This is a genomic window from Citrobacter sp. MGH105, from assembly GCF_001037485.2.
Lineage (GTDB): Bacteria > Pseudomonadota > Gammaproteobacteria > Enterobacterales > Enterobacteriaceae > Citrobacter > Citrobacter portucalensis.
This window is the reverse complement of the sequence record NZ_CP073048.1, coordinates 3,773,217-3,794,336: the sequence shown is the minus strand read 5'-3', so window position 1 is coordinate 3,794,336 and position 21,120 is coordinate 3,773,217. Positions and strand designations below refer to the sequence as shown.

16 protein-coding genes and 1 tRNA gene are annotated in these 21,120 nt (G+C 51.1%); 11 read left to right on the top strand and 6 right to left on the bottom strand.

Annotated features, from left to right (window positions below; all coding sequences use genetic code 11):
• Positions 1 to 4 precede the first annotated feature (4 nt).
• From SK35_RS18345 to sfmF, 3 genes are read left to right on the top strand one after another with little or no spacing between them, the layout of a single operon-like run.
• On the top strand, positions 5 to 2,626 hold the full coding sequence (locus SK35_RS18345; protein WP_048214758.1) for a fimbrial biogenesis usher protein: 2,622 nt from the start codon (positions 5 to 7) through the stop codon (positions 2,624 to 2,626).
• Between the two features lie 4 nt (positions 2,627 to 2,630).
• Complete coding sequence (gene fimH / locus SK35_RS18340) at positions 2,631 to 3,638, top strand: type 1 fimbria D-mannose specific adhesin FimH (protein ID WP_048214757.1); 1,008 nt, start codon at positions 2,631 to 2,633, stop codon at positions 3,636 to 3,638.
• A gap of 34 nt (positions 3,639 to 3,672) precedes the next feature.
• Entirely contained in the window at positions 3,673 to 4,167 is a 495-nt protein-coding gene (gene sfmF / locus SK35_RS18335; RefSeq protein WP_251365198.1) for a fimbria assembly protein, read from the top strand.
• 49 nt (positions 4,168 to 4,216) lie between these two features.
• Here the strand turns inward: sfmF and fimZ are convergent, their stop codons facing one another.
• The 3 genes from fimZ to fimW form a co-directional block, all read right to left on the bottom strand.
• Entirely contained in the window at positions 4,217 to 4,849 is a 633-nt protein-coding gene (gene fimZ, locus SK35_RS18330; protein ID WP_003831119.1) for a fimbria biosynthesis transcriptional regulator FimZ, read from the bottom strand.
• A gap of 586 nt (positions 4,850 to 5,435) precedes the next feature.
• A complete protein-coding gene (fimY, locus tag SK35_RS18325; RefSeq protein WP_032942589.1) occupies positions 5,436 to 6,158 on the bottom strand; it encodes a fimbria biosynthesis regulator FimY in 723 nt (240 codons plus the stop codon).
• Between the two features lie 386 nt (positions 6,159 to 6,544).
• On the bottom strand, positions 6,545 to 7,138 hold the full coding sequence (gene fimW, locus SK35_RS18320) for a fimbria biosynthesis transcriptional regulator FimW (protein WP_008784010.1): 594 nt from the start codon (positions 7,136 to 7,138) through the stop codon (positions 6,545 to 6,547).
• Between the two features lie 34 nt (positions 7,139 to 7,172).
• Between fimW and SK35_RS18315 the strand changes: the two genes are divergently transcribed.
• Positions 7,173 to 7,352: a hypothetical protein gene (locus SK35_RS18315; RefSeq protein WP_003831122.1), complete on the top strand. Its 180-nt coding sequence runs from the start codon at positions 7,173 to 7,175 to the stop codon at positions 7,350 to 7,352.
• A gap of 39 nt (positions 7,353 to 7,391) precedes the next feature.
• A tRNA-Arg gene (locus SK35_RS18310) sits at positions 7,392 to 7,468 on the top strand.
• A gap of 37 nt (positions 7,469 to 7,505) precedes the next feature.
• Here the strand turns inward: SK35_RS18310 and torS are convergent.
• Positions 7,506 to 10,271: a TMAO reductase system sensor histidine kinase/response regulator TorS gene (gene torS, locus SK35_RS18305; protein ID WP_075551209.1), complete on the bottom strand. Its 2,766-nt coding sequence runs from the start codon at positions 10,269 to 10,271 to the stop codon at positions 7,506 to 7,508.
• Positions 10,272 to 10,353: 82 nt separating this feature from the next.
• Here torS and torT point away from each other — a divergent pair, with 82 nt between their 5' ends.
• A complete protein-coding gene (gene torT / locus SK35_RS18300) occupies positions 10,354 to 11,385 on the top strand; it encodes a TMAO reductase system periplasmic protein TorT (protein WP_048214755.1) in 1,032 nt (343 codons plus the stop codon).
• Here the strand turns inward: torT and torR are convergent.
• The gene (torR, locus tag SK35_RS18295) at positions 11,358 to 12,050 is read right to left on the bottom strand and encodes a two-component system response regulator TorR (RefSeq protein WP_020996565.1); all 693 of its coding nucleotides are present in this window, start codon (positions 12,048 to 12,050) and stop codon (positions 11,358 to 11,360) included. The two genes, torT and torR, sit on opposite strands and share 28 nt — an antisense overlap.
• Before the next feature lie 131 nt (positions 12,051 to 12,181).
• On the opposite strand from torR, the gene torC reads away from it, so the two are divergent.
• From torC to torD, 3 genes are read left to right on the top strand one after another with little or no spacing between them, the layout of a single operon-like run.
• Positions 12,182 to 13,360: a pentaheme c-type cytochrome TorC gene (torC, locus tag SK35_RS18290; RefSeq protein WP_003831126.1), complete on the top strand. Its 1,179-nt coding sequence runs from the start codon at positions 12,182 to 12,184 to the stop codon at positions 13,358 to 13,360.
• The gene (torA, locus tag SK35_RS18285) at positions 13,350 to 15,890 is read left to right on the top strand and encodes a trimethylamine-N-oxide reductase TorA (RefSeq protein ID WP_048214754.1); all 2,541 of its coding nucleotides are present in this window, start codon (positions 13,350 to 13,352) and stop codon (positions 15,888 to 15,890) included. The genes torC and torA overlap by 11 nt, the downstream gene beginning before the upstream one ends.
• Entirely contained in the window at positions 15,887 to 16,501 is a 615-nt protein-coding gene (gene torD / locus SK35_RS18280; protein ID WP_048214753.1) for a molecular chaperone TorD, read from the top strand. The genes torA and torD overlap by 4 nt, the downstream gene beginning before the upstream one ends.
• Before the next feature lie 55 nt (positions 16,502 to 16,556).
• On the opposite strand, the gene uspF is transcribed toward torD, so the two are convergent.
• On the bottom strand, positions 16,557 to 16,985 hold the full coding sequence (gene uspF, locus SK35_RS18275; protein WP_003831130.1) for a universal stress protein UspF: 429 nt from the start codon (positions 16,983 to 16,985) through the stop codon (positions 16,557 to 16,559).
• Positions 16,986 to 17,515: 530 nt separating this feature from the next.
• Between uspF and SK35_RS18270 the strand changes: the two genes are divergently transcribed.
• Positions 17,516 to 18,610 carry a NapC/NirT family cytochrome c gene (locus SK35_RS18270; protein ID WP_048214752.1) on the top strand — a complete coding sequence of 365 codons (1,095 nt, stop codon included), beginning with the start codon at positions 17,516 to 17,518 and terminating at the stop codon, positions 18,608 to 18,610.
• 20 nt (positions 18,611 to 18,630) lie between these two features.
• Positions 18,631 to 21,075, top strand: coding sequence for a trimethylamine-N-oxide reductase 2 (locus SK35_RS18265; RefSeq protein WP_048214751.1), 2,445 nt, complete (start codon positions 18,631 to 18,633; stop codon positions 21,073 to 21,075).
• The last annotated feature ends 45 nt before the right edge of the window (positions 21,076 to 21,120 follow it).

Sequence of the window (21,120 nt, the reverse complement as noted above, 5' to 3'; positions counted from 1 at the left end):
AACGATGAATAAGACAACGTATTTTCCTGGCCTGTTACCGGGGGTTACGCCACCGCTGGCGGGGGTGGCGTTGTCCACGCTGGCGGCGCTCTTTCCCTCTTTAAGCCATGGGGAAAGCTATTTTAATCCGGCCTTTTTATCTGCGGATACGGCGACCGTGGCGGATTTATCACGTTTTGAAAAAGGCAATCATCAGCCTGAAGGCGTTTATCGTGTGGATATCTGGCGCAACGATGAGTTTGTTGCCACTCAGGATATTCGTTTTACGAGCAGTGCGGGAAAAATCGGGGAGAAGTCTGGTGGGCTGATGCCGTGTTTTGGACTCGACTGGGTGAAGCGCCTTGGCGTCAATATCGCTGCATTTCCGGCACTCAGTAAGGATCCGAACGATACCTGCATCAATCTACCGGAGGCGATTCCAGGCAGCGAGATTGCATTTGATTTTTCTACCCTGCGCTTAAACGTCAGCCTGCCGCAGGCGTCAATGTTAAACAGCGCGCGTGGCTATATTCCGCCGGAGGAGTGGGATGAAGGGATCCCGGCTGCGCTGGTCAACTACAGCTTTACCGGCAGCCGCGGCAGTGACACTGACAGCTATTTCTTAAGTATGCTCAGTGGCCTGAATTATGGCCCCTGGCGCTTGAGAAATAACGGCGCATGGAGCTATTCCAAAGGTGACGGATACCACTCACAAAGCTGGAAAAATATCGGTACATGGCTTCAGCGCGCGATTATCCCGCTGAAGGGTGAACTGGTGATGGGCGACAGCAACACCGGCAACGACGTTTTTGACAGCGTCGGATTTCGCGGGGCGCGGCTCTATTCCTCAGACAGTATGTATCCCGACAGCTTACAGGGCTACGCGCCAACCGTTCGCGGCATTGCGCGTACCGCAGCGAAACTGACCATTCGTCAGAATGGCTATGTGATTTATCAAAGCTATGTGTCACCGGGCGCTTTTTCGATAACCGATCTCAACCCGACGTCATCCAGCGGTGACCTTGAGGTGACGGTGGACGAAAAGGACGGCAGCCAGCAGCGCTATACGGTGCCGTACTCCACGGTTCCCTTGTTACAACGAGAAGGGCGTTTCAAATACGACGTGGTTGCCGGGGATTTTCGCAGCGGCAATAGCCAGCAATCTTCACCGTTCTTTTTCCAGGGAACATTAATTGCCGGGTTACCAGAAGGCTACACCGCTTATGGCGGTACGCAGCTGGCCTCACGTTACACCGCGGTAGTTTTAGGCACCGGCCGAAACCTGGGGGACTGGGGGGCGGTTTCTGTGGATTTAACCCATGCGCGCAGTCAACTGGCGGATGACAGTACGCATCAGGGGCAGTCTTTGCGTTTTCTGTATGCAAAATCGCTGAACAACTTTGGTACAAACTTCCAGCTGTTGGGATATCGCTACTCAACGCGCGGCTTCTATACCCTTGATGACGTCGCGTATCGCAGCATGGAAGGGTATGAGTATGAATACGACAGCGAAGGCAATCGCCACGACGTGCCCGATGTGAAGAGTTACCACAACCTGAGTTACAGCAAAAAGGGCCGCTTCCAGATTAACATTTCGCAGAACCTGGGAGACTACGGCTCGCTGTATGTTTCGGGGAGTCAGCAAACGTACTGGAATACCTCAGACACCAATACCTGGTATCAGGTGGGCTATGCCAGCGGTTGGCAGGGAATTAGCTATTCACTCTCCTGGTCGTGGAATGAATCGGTAGGCATCTCCGACACTGACCGTATTCTGGCATTCAATATGTCAGTGCCGTTCAGCCTGCTAAGTGGACGGCGCTACTCGCGTGATAACGCACTCGATCGCACCTACGCCACTTTTAATGCCAACCGCAACAGCAACGGACAAAACAGCTGGCAGAGCGGGATCGGCGGTACATTACTGGATGGACGCAACCTGAGCTACAGCGTGAATCAGGGGCACAGCAGCACCAACGGTTACAGCGGAAACGCCAGCGCCAACTGGCAGGCGGCTTATGGCACGCTGGGCGTGGGATACAACTACGATCGCGATCAACATGACTATAACTGGCAGCTCTCCGGCGGCGTGGTGGGGCATGCGGACGGTATTACCCTCAGTCAGCCGCTGGGGGACACCAATGTGCTGGTTAAAGCACCTGGCGCGCAGGGTGTCCGGATAGAAAACCAGACCGGCGTGCAAACCGACTGGCGCGGATACGCGGTGATGCCGTATGCCACCGTTTATCGCTATAACCGCGTCGCGTTAGATACCAATTCAATGAACAACAATACCGATGTGGAAAATAACGTTAGCAGCGTCGTGCCAACGCAAGGGGCATTGGTGCGAGCAGCGTTTGATACACGTATCGGCGTGCGGGCGCTGATAACCGCGAAATATGCAGGTAAACCTGTGCCATTTGGATCCGTTGTGCGTGAAAACACCAGCGGCGTGACCAGTATGGTGGGCGAAGACGGACAAATCTACCTGAGCGGCTTACCGCTAAAAGGCGAATTGCTGATCCAATGGGGGGAAAGCGCTAACGCTCGCTGCGTGGCGCACTATGCCTTGCCTGAGGAGAGTCTGAAACAGGCGGTGACGCTCACGAACGTGACGTGCGAATCTCCAACGGCACGACAGGAATAATACGATGAAACGACAAACAGGTTTGTTACTGGGAAGCGCTTTACTGCTGATGGCTCATTCGTCCTGGGCGACGGTCTGCCAAAACTCGAATGGCACACCAACGGATGTTTTTTACGATCTGTCGAACGTCTTTAACAGCAGCAATAATCAGCCGGGGCAGGTGGTGACGTTACCGGAAAAATCGGGCTGGGTTGGCGTTAATGCCACCTGTCCGGCTGGGACAACGGTGAATTACACCTATCGAAGCTATGTCACTGAACTTCCGGTTCAAAGTACCGAGGGTGGTTTTCAGTATCTGAAGCTCAATGACTACCTGCTGGGGGCCATGAGCATCACCGACAGCTATGCCGGGTTGTTTTATCCTCCGCGAAATTATATCCGTATGGGCGTTGACTCGAACGTTTCGAAGCAGAAGCCTTTTGGCGTACAGGATTCAAACCTGGTGTTTAAACTCAAAGTGATCCGCTCGTTTATTAACATGGTGCCGATCCCGCGCCAGACCATGTTCAGAGTCTATGTCACGACCAGTACCGGAGATGCGCTAAGCACGCCGGTTTATACCATCAGCTACAGCGGTAAGGTGGAGGTTCCACAAAACTGTGAGGTGAACGCAGGGCAGATTGTCGAGTTTGATTTTGGCGATATTGGCGCATCGTTGTTCAGCAAGGCGGGGGCAGGAAACCGTCCTGAAGGCATTAATCCGCAGACCAAAACGGTGGCGATAAAATGCACCAACGTCGCTGCACAGGCCTACTTAACCATGCGGGTAGAGGCCGAGAAAGCCTCTGGGCAAATGATGGTATCGGACAATCCTGACTTAGGGTTCATTGTCGCCGACAAAACCGGTAGACCGCTGACGCCCAATAATCTGTCCAGCACGATCCCATTTCAACTGGATGATAACGCCGCGGCAAACGTGAGTATTCGGACTTGGCCGGTCAGCGTGACGGGGAATAAACCTACCGAAGGGCCTTTTACTGCCCGTGGCTATCTGCGAGTAGATTATGACTAACAAGCAAACGCCAACTTCATGGGCGCTTCTGGTGATGCTGCCCATACTGACATTCAGCTCGTTGTGCCATGCGGCCTCATCGCTGGGCGAAATCAATATTGAACTGCGCGGAAACGTGGTGGACTTTACCTGCGCGGTGATTGCCAGCGACAGCAATAAGTCGGTTGAATTGGGCACCTGGCCAACAAAGCAGTTACAGACCAGCGGGGATACTACCCAACCAGTCGCGTTTACGCTGAAGCTGGAAGGCTGCCCGCCGGGATCCGCGTCAATAACGTTTTCTGGTACTCCGGCCCCCGGTACGACGTTGCTGGCGCTTGATGACGCGGTGATGGCGCAAAAGGTGGCGATCGAACTGCATGACAGCGACCGTACGAGATTACCGCTCGAGCAGGCCAGCCAAACCGTAGGGATTGATGAGAACGGCAATGCCACGCTGACCTTTTTCGCCAACTATATCGCGTTAGCAGACGGGGTTCGGCCTGGCCTCGCCAGGGCCGATGCCACATTTATGATTAACTATAACTAATCAATGCGCGGATAAAACGCTCCCGAACGAAGTCTCGCCGGGAGTGCTATTACATTAATTCATGCATTTTTGCGTAATCGATCAGCTCAACGATAGTATGTAAGCCGAGTTTGGCGTAGATGTTAGCTTTGTGAGCACTAATCGTTTTATTGCTGAGTAACAGCTGCTCAGCAATTTCCTTATTAGAAAGGCCATTTGCCAGATAACGCAAAACCGTAACTTCGCGATTAGAGAGCGGCATGTCATTCAATACACCTTTTTTCATATTTATATTGTTAATGAAGTTAAGGGTGTCTGAAGGGAAAAAAGAATATCCCGATAAAATCATTTTTACCGCATTGTAGATATCATTCAAATCCTTTCGTTTACTGACAAAACCATTTGCACCGGCCCGGATAGCACGCCCGGCATAAAAAGACTCCGATTTGGAGGAGAGAAACAGCACCCGAGTATTCTCCTGCAGAGACTTTATTCTCTTGAGTAATGTAAATCCATCTGAACCAGGTAGTTCAATATCCAGAATGACAAGATCTACAGGGTAAGTGCGCAGGTGCTCTATTGCCGTACGGCTGTCATCGGTCTTCAACACAACCTGGATATTACTGTTTTTTTCAAGTAGTACTTCTATCGACATTCTGACAATAGGGTGTTCGTCCATAATGATAACGGATGCTGGTTTCATTGTTGTATGCCTCAAACTGTATGCGTATCTTGATAATTTTATAAAACATCAGGCGTTATAATATTGTCAAATAGCCAAGGGTTGTTCTGAGGGAGAGTCGAATAAATATTATTTCATCCTTGTTTATTCGGTTGCTCTTCTACAGAACAATGAATTTGTGGAAAATCCATTTCACACTGGGAAAACTAACAATTAATCAGAAAACTATGGGGATTATACCTGCTCTGTTCTTTCGGAAAAGGCTTACAACATTCAGGTTGTTAATGTCAGTTAGGATGTTCTAAAAGATCCAGATGTGTTAATGACTATTGGCATTATTTTACTGCTGTTTGAATTATGGCAGACTGAAAAAAATTTTTAAATGGTAAAAACAATACAATAAACTAATTGTTTAGGATTTGTTAAGGTGGGAATGACGCTATTTGTGCTGATATGCACAGAATCAGTATGGTTTACTGGGGTGGTGGAAGTTAGCATAATACCAGGAATAGTTGTAAATATTAAATAGTTGTGAAATTTAGATCTTTTATCTCATATAAAAATAAGTAATTTCCTAAAAAATCTTATGGCACATAGGGTTAGGGTGTTAAATTAAATGAGCAGAGGTAACGCTGAGGCGATGTATCAGGTGCAAAAAACGCTGCCGGTTTGCTAAGCCCAGACGCGCAATCAGCTGGTTCAGGCGATAGATGATACGGTGGTAGGGGCGAGCTTGTAACAAAGCAATCTCTTTTAAGGAGTTACCTTGTAAGAGTAATTCCACCATCTCCCAATCAAGCTGGTTTATGTGCCTGGAGTGAATATAGTTAAGGACTGGCGACAATAAAGCGCGGCGCATCTCCGGGAGGCGCAGGCTACGTGACAAGATATAAAATGGACCGGACAGAGAAATAAAAGGGATTAGGTCTTCATCGTGGCGGGAAAGTAATATGAAGATTTGGATGTTATTCCGCGGTTTAATTAGCTGGCGCAGATACTCCAGAACATCAAAATAAGAGATTGTTAAACCTTCCATATCAACCACTAACTGACTAATTACCGACTCTCGCAGGCTGATTTTGGCCGATTCAATGGTCTGGAAGATCGCGGTACGTGCTCCTGAAAATAAATGTCGACCCAGCGCATAGGCCAGATAGTAATCTGTCGTAATAATCGCCTGAGATATAGTGTCACTCGGTAATGTGTATTCGAGTTTTTGCGTCAGATACTCAAGTTGGTCAAATACCTGTGATGTGTAGTGAGGATATTGCCAGGTACAGTTAGTGTTTCGTATACGACGATGTCGATCCCGGCGTTTTGCGCTGTGCATCCTTTTCCATTCCATTTCTGTTGCGGCAGGTCTGGATAAATTGCTGGCTATAAACATCCCTGACCCAAATTTTCTCCAGCGTAAAGGCGAGTTTCCTTGTGCTGTTGGGTTTCAATGCTTCAGCAATCATCAGACTGGCAATTGCGTATCCCATCAGAATAATCTGCCGGAAGTTTTCTGATGTCTTACTCAATGCCCAAAAAGTCGTTTTATCCAGTTCAACCTCTCTATGGGATTAGATAAAATATTACCGGGTGTGTCTTTCTGTTACCCCGGAAATAGTAAGCCAAGATTATTTTGGCAGCATGGAGATAGGTACAGTAGGTGCCGATACTTAATTGGTGATGAGATTTTTCTCAATAAAAAATCAGGCAGAGAGATGCCACCTAATTTTGTAGAAAGTTCAGATGCGCCCGGATGTATCTTAAGAATTGCTGATCGTTTTTCACATGCAGCTTTTTCATAATACTGCGACGGGTGGCTTTAGCCTGAATTTCGCTTACCGAGAGCAAGTGAGCCGTTTCGGCTAAGGTATAGCCGCTGGCGAGAAACATTAAGAACTGACGTTCTTCGATAGAAAAGTTGCGAGTGGTGCAGTAATGGCAGATAGTTGCGGGCACGTTGTTGCGCAGCGCACGTTTTTGCAGGATGAGGACTAATTTTTTAGTCATTTCCTCAACGTCATCTTCCCGATAGATCAGTGGCAACATGTACAGGCAGGGCCGGAACATCAGCTTATCTTTATCGTTTCTGTTGCAGATGACTACCCGATGTTGGCGGCGGGTATGGACCGGAATCTGATAGCAATCGGCGCTGAGCCAATCTTCATCCAGGGAAATAAACGCGATGTCAGCGCGATCAATATCCTCGACAGGCAAAAAGCAAATCTCCTGATGCCACTGATTTGCCAAATGGGAGATGATAATTTTTAGTCCATGTTCGAAGTGACTGTTTTCTTCCTTGATGGCGATACTTAACATTAAAGAGTTCCTGAACCGCTGGAGGGGTAAGGGAATGTTAAGCAAAATCATAAATATTCTAAATACATGTATCCCTAAATCTGGCGTTTCGTGGGCTGAGTTGTTACCAGGCGATTTCCTGGATACCCTTGAACAAGCAGAAAAAATCAACATTCGTTCACTTCGCCAGCAACTGAAACAAAAGGCATTGACTCAGCAGGCGCTGACCGTATAATTCACGCGTTTCATCTGCATGAAGTAATCACTTCGCAATGCGCCCTTAGCTCAGTTGGATAGAGCAACGGCCTTCTAAGCCGTAGGTCGTAGGTTCGAATCCTACAGGGCGTACCATTTAAAGTTAGTCCCTATGCTCAGCTTCAACGTACCGTTACGCGCGGGACGGTTTTTCTTTTTCCAGCCAACGTTCTACCTCATAAAGACTTTGTTGGATCTCCTCTCTGAGTGAAAAATCACCCAACGGCTGCTGTTCAAGTGCTGCACACATCGTGCTGGCTGAGCGCATTCCCATGCTGGCGCAGCTGCTTTTTAGCTGATGCGTCAGACGTTTTATCCGCTCGTCGTCATGTGCTGCGCGGGCAGCGTCAATCTCATCTAATACAGGAAGAGTGTGTTGCTTAAAGAGCACTAACCATTCGTGCACCTTTTGCCACCCCATAACCTGGATATCTCCAGCCAATTGCTGAAAATCTAACCGTTTGTTGTCATTTTCTGATGCAAGCGGGAGAGTCGCACTACCGTGCAGATAATGCGTAATAAGTCGACTGAGTTCATCCCGGGGGACTGGTTTTTGAATAATGCCAAGGAACAGGGTGCTGGTTCTTTGGCTTAGCGTTTCGTCGATGACGTGCGCGCTAAAGCCGATCAGGTTAAGTGCCGGATAGTCGTGGGCTAACTGCTGCGCCAGCGTGATCCCGTCGATATCAGGAAGATCGAAATCAACCAGAGCAGCATCGTAGCGTGTATCTTCCTGCAATATTTTTAGCGCCTCAGCGGCACTGCTGGCAGCAGTAACCTGTGCGCCATTGAGGATGAGCATTTCAGTACTGATACGTTGTGTAAGAGGATTATCCTCGATAAGCAATAAGCGTAAGCCCTGTAACGATATGGAGCGTTGTGCGGGTTTCATGATGGGCATCGTGGTTGCCCGCAATGGCAGACGCAACTGGAAACAACTCCCGACGCCGGGTGTGCTGGTGACGCTCAGCTCTCCCTGCATTGCCTGAGCGAGACTGGCGCTGATGGTTAGTCCGAGTCCGGTTCCACCTCGTTTACTGCTGACCTGAACAAACGGCTGAAAAATATCGTGCTGGCGGGCAGGGTCAATTCCACATCCCGTATCTTCAACCTCGATGTACCAGTTTTTGCCCTCACATCGGCTACGCAGGATGATGTGTCCCCGATCGGTAAAGCGTAGTGCGTTGTTTAATAAATTAGTAATGATTTGCCGGATTCGGCGCGGATCGCCACGCAGGGAAGCGGGAACGTCATTGGCAAAATCCGCAACCAGCACGACCGGGCGACCAGCAACGCGGCTGTTCATGAGTTGAAGCGTACTTTCCAGCAAGGGGTTGGGTTCAAAAGGCTCATCGCCTATCGCCACATTTTTTCCACCGGCTTCGATGGCGGAATAGTCCAGGATATCGTTGAGGATGGTCAGCAGAGACTCGCCCGAATCGGTAATTGCGCGTAGATTTTCCCGATGCTGTGCCAGGGAGGGATTGTCTGAGAGCAACTGCGCAGTGCCGAGGATACCATACAGTGGGGTGCGTATTTCATGGCTCATGGCGGCAAGAAACGCCGATTTTGCCTGGTTAGCTTTTTCAGCTTCTGCACGGGCCTGTCGGTGTTCAGATACCATAGAACGCAGCTCGGCGGTGCGAGCTTTAACCTGTGCGGCCAGATGTTCGCGATGGCTATTGAGGGCGTGAACGCTGCCGCGAAAGGCATCCATCAACCGCCCGATGGTATCCAGTTCACGAACGCCTGCGGTTTCCGGGAATGGGGAGTCAATATCCCCCTCAAGCAGACGCTGTAACGCCTGGGTTTGATGTGCCAGTGGTCGAGTGACTGAGCGATAAACCACACGCCAAAGTATAAGAATCAGCAAACATAATGACACGCCACCTAACAGCAGAAGCAAGTGTTGCCCGCGCTGGCTGGTCTGTTTGAGATGCGCCAGTCCACTTTGATTACGCTGGCCGATGGTTTCCACCAACTGGCTGACTTCGCTACTGAAACGGGTAAATTGCTCGATATTATTCTGCGATAAGATCTGCAATTGGGTCGTGATGTCATTATCCTGGCGATACAGGGACAGCAGCTCAACATAACGGCTAATCGTATTGACGGTGTTGGTCACCTGAATGCGCACCACGGGATCTTCAATACGTAGTTGTCGGCGCTGAAGTACTCTGACGGCGGCATTCAACTGGTTTTCCAGCGCAGCCAGGTTATTCTGCGCCTGGTTATTCCCCAGGTTCATGACCATTTGCTGCACGCGTAGCGCACTCAGGCGCAGTTCATTCATCTGGTTATAATATTCCAGATCGATATCGATGAGCCTGTCCAGCGCGTGTTCAGCGGCCTGCCCCTGATGGCTCTCAATCAAATCATAAATGCTGGCCTGTGTCGCACCCGCCGACGTGGCGGCATTACTTGCCTGTCCGCGTGCCATTTCGGCAACGTCAGCAGTGGCCTCAGTAATTTGCTGGCTGAGTTGTTGCTGTTGAGCGCGTAATTTCAGGCGTTCGCCAACCATCTCCCCCTGGTGGCTTAACGACCGGGCGATTTCTTTCTCCTGCCGTTCAATGGCAGAAGTATCAAAGCCCTGTTCTCGAAGGGTTTTGAGTAATGTGGTTATTTTCAGGCTCTGGGCGGTTAGCATTCTCCCCTGAGCCAGCCACATATTTTCATTGTCTGCGGTGGTCAGATTTTGTGCGGAAAACAGTTCCCAGGCACTGGCCTCGCTGAGCTGGCGCGCCATATCCATGGTTGGAATTAGCGCCTGGGTATTGGCCTGCTCAACCTGGCTGACAAAACGCAGGTTATACCAGCCTGTCAGCGTACTGATGAGAGTCAGTGCCGCCATCAGCGCAAAGCCTATCCACAGTCGTTTGGTCAGAGATAAATTCACTGTCTGGTCGCCACAGATTAAAAAGGTTGAGTCCAAAAGAGGAAAGCAACTAGGATAAAGCCTTATCAATGTTGAGGCTATCATGCGCGTATTGGTTTTCCTGTTAATCACGCTTTTTCCCGGTTTGAGTCATGCGGCTGGGGCCGCATTGCTGCGCTGGCAGGATACGCAGCAGGCAGTCCCGGAACTGCAATCGGACGTTACTGCAAACAAAGTCTGGAAACTGTGCGCACTGTATCCCAGCCTGAAAGACTCCTATTGGCTTTCCGTGAATTACGGCATGCTTGAGGCGGCGAGAAAATACGGGGTAAGTCTGAAGGTGTTAGAGGCGGGAGGGTATCGTCAGTTCTCCACGCAAAAAACGCAAATCGCCCAGTGCCAGCAATGGGGAGCAGATGCCATATTGCTGGGTAGCAGCACGACGACCTTCCCGGATCTTTCCGCGCAGGTAGGCGCGTTGCCGGTCATTGAGGTAGTGAATGCGATACACGATCCGACGGTGAAAGCTCGGGTCGGCGTTCCGTGGTTCCAGATGGGGTATCAGCCGGGCCGCTATCTGGTCAAGTGGAGCGGCGGCAAACCGTTAAAGGTTCTGCTATTGCCAGGACCTGATGACGCCGGAGGCAGCCGCGAAATGGTGGCAGGATTCCGTCAGGCGATTGCCGGTAGTCAGGTGAACATCGTGGATGTGGCGTTGGGGGATAATGATATTGAAGTTCAGCGCAACCTGTTGCAGGAGATGCTTGAGCGTCACCCGGATGTCGATGTGGTTGCCGGTACGGCAATTGCTGCTGAAGCGGCGATGGGAGAGAAGCGGAATCCGGGGACGCCGCTCACCGTGGTCTCTTTTTACCTGTCGCATCAGGTGTATCGCGGACTTAAACGCGAAAGAATCATTATGGCTGCCAGCGATCAGATGGTCTGGCAAGGTGAACTGGCGATTCAACAGGCGATCAGGGTACTACAAGGGCAACCGGTACCGGAAAATATCAGTCCGCCGATCCTGGTGCTCACCCCGAAAAATGCCGACAGCCAGCATGTTCAACGCTCGCTGTCTCCTGGCGGGTTCCGTCCGGTTTATCTGTATCAGTACACGTCGGCCGCTAAAAAATAACCTTCGCCGTGCTGCGTCACCAGTAAATCAGCCCGTAGCTTGTGGCGCAAACGGCGGATCAGTACATCTACGGTGCGTAAGTCTGGATTGTCTACCCGTCGTGCCGAAAGCATACGCAGTAAACGTTCGCGGCTGAGAATTTCCCCCGGATTGGTGACAAAGGCGACCAGCATTTCATACTCGGCGCGGGTGAGTTTGATCGTCTCATCGCCCAGCTCCAGGGTATGCCGGGAGACATTCAGACAGTATCCGGCAAACTGATAGCAGTTATCTTTGGTCTCCGGCTGTGCCTGGCGGGCAAGATCGATACGCCAGAGCAAATTTTTAACCCGAACCACCAGTTCACGTAGCTCCAGCGGCTTGGTGACATAATCATCAGCGCCCATTTCCAGGCCAACGATCCGGTCAATTTGATCGCTACGACCTGTCACCAGAATGATCCCCACCGTTGAGCGTTCGCGCAGGGCGCGGGTCAGCATTAAGCCATTTTCGTCCGGGAGGTTGATATCCAACAGAATGAGATCGACAGGATGTTGTGACATGATTTCACGCAGACCAGCTCCGCTGGCGGTGACAGAGACATGATAACCTTCCTGTTCAAAATATGCCTGTAACCTCGCCTGGGTGACGGGTTCATCTTCAACAATGACAATGTGATGCGGCATCTTGATGGCGTTCTCTTTCTGTTCATATCTGTTCACATTGTGCCGTAAGCCATTCATCCTGACCAGTGTTGCTGTTCACATTTGAGAAATAAGATCCTCTGTAACTAAACCATATGATTACAGGGGCTATTATGCGGAAACTATGGAGGGCGCTGCTCAGACCGAGCGCACGTTGGTCAGTGTTGGCGCTGGTCGTTATCGGGATTGTGGTCGGTATTGCGCTGATCGTCTTGCCGCACGTTGGTATTAAATTAACGAGTTCTACCGAGTTTTGCGTGAGCTGCCACAGTATGCAGCCGGTTTACGAAGAATATAAACAGTCTGCGCATTTTCAGAATGCCTCCGGGGTGCGCGCAGAATGTCATGACTGCCACATTCCATCCGATATTCCAGGCATGGTGAAACGTAAGCTGGAGGCCAGCAACGATATTTACCAAACCTTTGTTGCCCACTCTATTGATACTCCAGAGAAATTCGAAGCCAAACGCGCTGAGCTGGCGGAGCGCGAATGGGCGCGAATGAAGGAGAACAACTCCGCGACCTGTCGTTCTTGTCATGACTATGATGCGATGGACCACGCGAAACAACATCCTGAAGCTGCGCGCCAGATGAAGATTGCGGCCAAGGACAACCAATCCTGTATCGACTGCCATAAAGGTATTGCACACCAGCTTCCCGATATGAGCAGCGGTTTCCGCAAGCAGTTTGATGAGTTACGCGCCAGGGCGAACGACGATGGCGAGACGCTCTACTCTCTGGACATCAAACCTATTTATGCCGCCAAAGGTGATAAAGAACCTGCAGGCTCACTGCTGCCCGCTTCTGAAGTGAAAGTGTTAAAGCGTGATGGTGACTGGCTGCAAATTGAAATTGTGGGCTGGACCGAGAGTAATGGGCGTCAGCGCGTGTTGGCGCAACTGCCGGGCAAGCGCATTTTTGTGGCTTCCATTCGTGGTGACATCCAGCAGCACGTGAAGACGCTGGAGCAAACCACCGTTGCGGAAACGAATACGCCATGGAGTAAATTGCAGGCCACTGCCTGGATGCAGAAGGGCGATATGGTCAACGATATCAAACCTATCTGGGCTTATGCCGACTCGCTCTATAACGGAACCTGTAACCAATGCCACGGTGCACCAGAGAAAGAACACTTTGATGCTAACGGTTGGATTGGCACGTTGAACGGCATGATTGGATTTACCAGTCTGGATAAACGTGAAGAACGTACCTTGCTGAAATATTTGCAGATGAATGCCTCTGACACTACGGATAAGCCGCATGGCGATAAGGGAGAAAGCAATGAAAAATAACGATCTCTTTCAGGCATCGCGCCGACGTTTTTTGCTGCAATTGGGCGGCTTGACCGTAGCTGGTATGTTAGGGCCTTCGCTGCTCACGCCGCGTAGCGCTAATGCTGCAGAGGTGCAGGGGGCAGGCGTCAAAGAGGGGATTCTGACCGGTTCTCACTGGGGGGCGATTCGTGCCACCGTGGTTGACGGTCGTTTCATTGAGGCCAGGCCGTTCGAGCGCGATAAATACCCGTCAAAAATGATTGCCGGACTCCCGGATCACGTACATGGTGGAGCGCGTATTCGCTACCCGATGGTCCGCGTGGACTGGTTGCGTAAACGCCATCAGAGCGATACCTCGCAACGTGGAGATAACCGCTTTGTGCGCGTTTCGTGGGATGAAGCGCTGGATTTCTTCTATCAGGAGCTGGAGCGCATTCAGAAGACTTATGGTCCGAGCGCGCTGCTAACGGCCAGCGGCTGGCAATCGACCGGGATGTTCCACAATGCTTCCGGGATGCTGGCGCGTGCCATTGCGCTGCATGGCAACAGCGTGAGTACGGGGGGCGACTATTCCACCGGTGCCGCTCAGGTCATTCTGCCGCGCGTGGTGGGTTCAATGGAGGTATATGAACAGCAGACCTCCTGGCCACTGGTACTCGAAAACAGCAAAACCATTGTGCTGTGGGGTTCTGACCTCATCAAAAACCAGCAGGCGAACTGGTGGTGCCCGGATCATGATGTCTACGAATACTACGAGCAACTGAAGGATAAAGTGGCGCGGGGCGAGATTTCGGTCATCAGCGTTGACCCGGTCGTCACCTCGACTCATGACTACCTGGGCCGCGACAAGGTTAAGCACATCGCCGTAAACCCGCAGGCTGATGTGCCACTACAGCTGGCGCTGGCACACACGCTGTATACCGAGAAGCTCTACGATAAGCATTTCCTCGAGAACTACTGCGTTGGGTTTGAGCAATTTCTGCCTTATCTGCTGGGAGAAAGTGACGGACAGCCTAAAGATGCTCAGTGGGCGGAAAAAATCTGCGGGATTGATGCTGAGGCAATCCGTGAACTGGCTCGGCAGATGGCGGGGGGCAGAACGCAAATTATTGCTGGCTGGTGCGTGCAGCGTATGCAGCATGGGGAACAGTGGGCGTGGATGATCGTAGTGCTAGCCTCAATGCTTGGGCAAATTGGCTTACCCGGGGGGGGATTTGGCTTTGGCTGGCATTACAACGGCGCGGGCACCCCAGGTCGTAAAGGCGTTATCCTGAGCGGATTTTCTGGTTCTACCACCGTTCCACCGGTACATGACAGCACCGATTATAAGGGCTACAGCAGTACCATTCCGATCGCGCGTTTTATCGATGCGATTCTGGAGCCGGGCAAGAGCATTAACTGGAACGGTAAAACCGTCAAGCTGCCACCGTTGAAGATGTGCGTTTTTGCCGGGACCAATCCGTTCCATCGTCACCAGCAGATCAACCGCATTATTGAGGGCTGGCGTAAGCTGGAAACCGTTATCGCCATCGACAATCAGTGGACTTCGACCTGTCGATTCGCCGATATCGTATTGCCGGCGACGACCCAGTTTGAACGTAACGATCTCGACCAATATGGCAACCACTCCAACCGCGGCATTATCGCTATGAAGCAGCTGGTGCAGCCGCAGTTTGAAGCGCGTAATGATTTCGATATTTTCCGCGATCTTTGCCGCCGCTTTAACCGTGAAGAAGCGTTCACCGAAGGGCTGGATGAGATGGGTTGGTTAAAACGGATCTGGCAGGAAGGTAGCCAGCAGGGGAAAGGGCGCGGTGTCCATCTCCCGGCTTTCGACGTTTTCTGGAATCAGCAGGAGTACGTTGAATTCGAACATCCGCAGATGTTTGTCCGTCATCAGGCCTTCCGCGAAGATCCCGACCTTGAACCTCTGGGGACGCCGAGCGGTTTGATCGAGATCTATTCGAAAACTATTGCCGATATGCAATATGACGATTGCCAGGGGCATCCGATGTGGTTTGAGAAAATCGAACGTTCACACGGTGGGCCTGGATCGCAACGTTGGCCGCTGCATCTGCAATCCGTCCACCCGGATTTCCGTCTGCATTCACAGCTCTGCGAGTCCGAAGCGCTGCGTAAGCATTACGCGGTAGGTGGCAAAGAACCGGTGTTTATTAACCCGCAGGATGCCAGCGCCAGGGGGATCCGCAACGGCGATATAGTTCGTGTATTTAACGCGCGTGGACAAGTGCTGGCCGGCGCGGTTGTCTCCGATCTCTACTCGCCGGGCGTGGCGCGCATCCATGAAGGTGCCTGGTACGATCCTGATAACGGTGGAGAAATCGGATCGCTGTGTAAATACGGCAATCCGAACGTGTTAACCCTAGATATCGGCACGTCTCAGCTGGCGCAGGCGACCAGTGCGCATACTACGCTGGTGGAAATTGAGAAATATACCGGTAAGGTGGATAACGTGACGGCGTTCAGCGGCCCGATAAAAATGGTGGCGCAGTGTGAATATGTCCCGGCACAGAAGGTGACGTCATGATGAAACACACCTCCCTGACGACAGAACAGATGGCCTGTGTTTATGCATGGTTGGCGCAAATGTTTTCCCGGGAGCGTGACGGTGAGGGATTAGCGCAATTGCAGTCCAGCGAAATGATGGAGTGGTTCACCGTGCTCAAAGGTGAACCGTCGCTTGAGGCGGATGTTCTTTTGCTGGAAGCGAAAATTGCCGCGCTCAAGGTACGTGAAGATGCTACCCTGGAACTGGCGGCTGATTTTTGCAGCCTGTTCCTGATGTCGGATAAACACGCCGCGTTACCCTATGCGTCGGCTCATCTTGAAGAAGGGCCAAACTACGGGGTCATTAAACAACTGTTATCTGATGCGGGCATGCAGGTAAGCGATACGTTTAGCGAATCAGCCGATCATCTGGCGATTTTTATCGAACTGCTGAGCCATCTGCATTTTTCTCTTGGTGAGCCAGGGGTTAGCCGTCAGCGTATTGATGCGTTGCGCAGAGAAACGCTGGCGGGGCTGTTACGCTGGTTACCGGAGTTCACCGCTAAATGCCGCCGATATGATGACTTTGGTTTCTACGGTGCGCTGAGCCAGCTGCTGCTGTCATTTGTCAGGCTGGATCATCAGAACTGAGTGATGGCCTGAGCCACAGAAAAACGGGAGCACATTCGCTCCCGTTTTAACCCTATCACCGCACAACCAGCACCGGGCATTTCGCGTGGCGGACTACGGCTGCCGCCGTTGAACCCAGTAAATAAGTGCTAAACCCCGGCTTGTGTGAGGCGATGACGATAAGCTCGGCGTCAACCGCCTCCGCCAGCTTGAGGATTTGATCCTTCGGCGGGCCGTAAACAACGTGGGTCTGAGTCCTGCCGGCAGGAATATTGAACTGCTTAATAATTTCTTCGAGTTTTTCGCTGGCCTTGGCCTGCAGACCACTTCTGTCCGGAAATTCGGTAGAGTAGGCCAGTCCCAGCGAGGCATAGAACGGAACGGTAGGAATAACGGCTAAAAAGTGGACCTTCGCGGTTTTGGCATGCGCCTGGACCTGCGGCACAACATGACGAGTGAGATCGGCTTCAGAGATATCAATGGGCACCAGAATTGAGCGATACATATTCACTACCTCCTGTTTGTTTTACCTCTACCCTGAGTGTAGCGAAAGTTGTTTCTGTATAATAAGTGACCAGATCAAGAATGTGTGCATCAGTGCGGGCCAATGAAATGTGTGTGTGTCGTATGTCTGGCCGTAATGTATATGTGAGCGAAATAGTAAGACAGGTATCTTCATTAATACGTGTAATCGCAAAATAGAAAAGGGTTCTTTTTTATATGCTTTCATTGTATATTTAATTATATAGCAAGTTTTAACGCGGGATTAACTTCAGCGACTTTTACTGTTTATAGAATTTTTATTCTGAAGTTTGTGTGGTTAATGGATAATCAAACCTTGTATGTAGAATAAAACTCTAATTTTAAAAGAAATTTGATATTTACATTTCATTCTCACTAATTATGCGAGCCCCTTCAAACTTACCCATTGGCTGATTCTTATTTCTCTCTTTGCTTGATGAATATCAATAAATAGCTGCTTTAGGATATTTATTGTCTACCTCTAAAAGGGTATTCGTCTGATGGAAATAAAAGATGAGAAAAATAAATAAAACTATCCTATGTACGATGCTGCTGTGCATTGTTCTTGGCGCAGTTATTGTTTTGGCGGGGCAATGGACATTACATAAAACCTCGAGTACAGAATTCTGTTTGTCTTGCCATACGATGCAGGCGCCCTACGAAGAATATACCGGCTCGGTTCACTTCCAGAATCAGAAAGGCATTCGCGCAGAGTGCGCGGACTGTCATATCCCGGAGGGCGGTCTGGATTTTCTGGTGGCTAAGCTGCGGGCCTCAAAAGATGTTTATCATCAGTTCATCACCAAAAAGATCGATACCCCGGAAAAATTTGAAGAACACCGTCTGGAGATGGCGCAAACCGTTTGGGCACAGCTCAAGGCTAATGATTCTGCGACCTGCCGTAGCTGCCACAGTATGGACTCCATGGATCTTGCCGCACAAAGCGCGGATGCTCAGAAGATGCACAAAATGGGCATCGCGGAAAAGCAAACCTGTATTGATTGCCATAAAGGCGTCGCCCATTTCCCACCTGAAATAAAAATGGATGACAGCGCGCTTAAAGGGCTTGAAGCGCAGTCAGCCTCCACCCCAGCTTCAGCAACTGAACTTTATGCTGTAAGCAACACCGCGTTGGGCGATCTGGGAACCGTTTACCCGGCAACTAAAATGAAGGTCCTGAAAACAACGGACAACGCGCGACTGGTCGAGATTCGCGGTAGCCAGATGCAAGGAAGTGAACAGGTTATTTACTACGCAGCAGGGCAGCGTTTGATTCTTGCCAGCCTGAGTGAAAAAGGTCAACAGTCGCTGAAGATCCTCTCCGACTGGAAAAAAGATGACTACGGCAATGCGTGGCGAGATGTCGTGCTACAGGGGGAATGGAGCAGTTCCGCTCTCGCCAGCCGCGAACCAATGTGGGATTACGCGCGCAAACTCGACAATGTGTACTGCGCAGGCTGTCATGCGCCAATTCCGGCGAATCATTTCACGCTCAACGCCTGGCCTTCAGTAGCCAAAGGGATGGGCGCTCGCACCAATATCAGTGAAACCGAACTGGATATCCTGAGCCGTTACTTCCAGTACAACGCTAAAGACATGAATAAATAAGCGATCAATCAGGAGAAATCATGAAACTCACAAGACGTGACTTTATTAAGACGGCTGGCGCGGCAACCGGGACAATGGCGATTTCTTCGGTGATCCCAATGCCAGCCTGGGCCGAAGGCCAGAATGGCGGAGCAATCCTGACGGCAGCACGTTGGGGTGCGGTATACGTGGAAGTAAAAGACGGAAAAGTGGTTTCCTCAAAAGGTGCGTTGCCGAAAACGGTGCCGAACTCATTACAGCAAACTGCGCCAGATCAGGTTCATACCAATATCCGCGTTAAGTATCCGATGGTGCGCAAAAGCTATCTGGAAAACCCGGGTAAAGCTGATGGCAAACGCGGTAACGATCCTTTCGTGCGGGTCAGCTGGGAGCAAGCGCTGAAGCTCATTCATGAACAGCACAGCCGGATCCGCAGCAGCTATGGTCCCGCTTCGATATTTGCCGGTTCTTATGGCTGGCGATCCAGCGGCGTTCTGCATAAGGCGCAAACCTTACTGCAACGTTATATGAGCATGGCCGGTGGCTACGCTGGGCATACCGGAGATTATTCAACCGGTGCCGCGCAGGTGATCATGCCTTATGTTGTGGGATCGGTTGAGGTCTATGAGCAGCAAACCACCTGGCCGATGGTGCTTGAGCACAGTCAGGTCGTGGTGCTGTGGGGGATGAACCCGCTCAACACCCTTAAGATTGCCTGGAGCAGCACGGATGAACAAGGGAGCGAATACTTTAATCTGCTGAAGAAATCAGGGAAAAGCGTCATCGCCATCGATCCGATGCGTTCTGAAACCATTGAGTTCTTTGGTGAGAATGCGACCTGGATTGCGCCACATATGGGGACCGATGTGGCAATGATGTTAGGGATTGCCCATACGCTGGTGAAGAAAAACCTTCACGACAAAGCCTTCCTGGAAAAATACACTACCGGATATCCGCAGTTTGAAGAGTACCTGCTCGGCAAGAGCGATAAAGTAGAGAAAACCGCCGAGTGGGCATCTGGCGTGTGTGGCGTGCCTGCTGAGCAACTGGAAAAGCTGGCGGAAATTTTCTCCAGCAACAAAACCATGCTCATGGCAGGTTGGGGGATTCAGCGCCAGCAATACGGTGAGCAAAAACACTGGATGCTGGTGACACTGGCGGCGATGCTGGGGCAAATTGGTACCGAAGGCGGCGGCTTCGGGTTCTCTTATCACTATTCCAACGGCGGTAATCCAACGCGCATCGGTGGAGTCTTACCGGCGATCTCCGCCAAAATTGAGGGTGGGTCATCGGCAGGTAATGACTGGGCGGTTTCCGATGCGGTGACCAGCCTGCCGGTAGCGAGAATTGTCGAGGCGCTGGAAAACCCAGGCGGCAAATATCAACATAACGGTAAAGAGCAAACCTTCCCGGATATCAAAATGATCTGGTGGGCGGGCGGCGCTAACTTTACCCATCATCAGGATACCAACCGCTTAATCAAAGCCTGGCAGAAGCCTGAACTGGTTGTCATCTCTGAATGCTACTGGACCGCTGCGGCCAAACACGCCGATATCGTTCTGCCAATCACCACCTCGTTTGAGCGTAACGATCTGACCATGACCGGTGATTACAGTAACCAGCATCTGGTACCGATGAAGCAGGTCATTGAGCCGCAGTTTGAAGCGCGTAGTGATTTTGACGTATTTGCCGATCTGGCTGAGATGCTCAAGCCGGGGGGGAAAGCTGTCTACACCGAAGGCAAAGACGAAATGGCGTGGCTGAAGCAGTTCTATGACGTCGCGCAAAAAGCCGCCCGCGCCCAGCGTGTTGCCATGCCTCAGTTCAACGCGTTCTGGCAGCAGAATAAGCTGATCGAAATGCGTGAGAATGAAAAGAATAACAAATATGTGCGCTACGCGGATTTCCGCAGCGATCCGGTGATGAACGCACTCGGAACGCCGAGCGGCAAGATTGAAATCTACTCGAAAACGATTGAAGGCTATCAGTATAAAGACTGTCCGCCGCATGCGTCCTGGATTGAACCGGATGAATGGAAAGGAACTGCGGATAAAGATCAGCTGCAGCTACTGACGGCGCACCCGGCACATCGTCTGCATAGTCAGCTGAACTACGCGTCGCTACGTAAAGAGTACGCGATTGCCAATCGTGAACCGGTGACGATTCATCCGGATGACGCAAAAGCCAGAGGGATTGCCGAGGGCGATCTGGTCCGCGTATGGAATGCTCGTGGACAGGTTCTGGTTGGGGCGCACGTCAGCGACGGCATCAAACCGGGCATCATCTGTATTCATGAAGGCGCATGGCCGGATATTGAAAACGGTATCTGTAAAAATGGCGGCGCGAACGTGCTGACGGCGGATATCCCGACTTCAAGACTGGCGAACGGCTGTGCCGGGAATACCAGCCTGGTATACGCAGAAAAATACACCGGTGAAGCGCCAAAACTCACCGTCTTTGATGAACCAGCAATTGTCACCATGTAGTGATGACTGATAAACGGGGGCCGTAAGGCTCCCGTTTTTTATTGC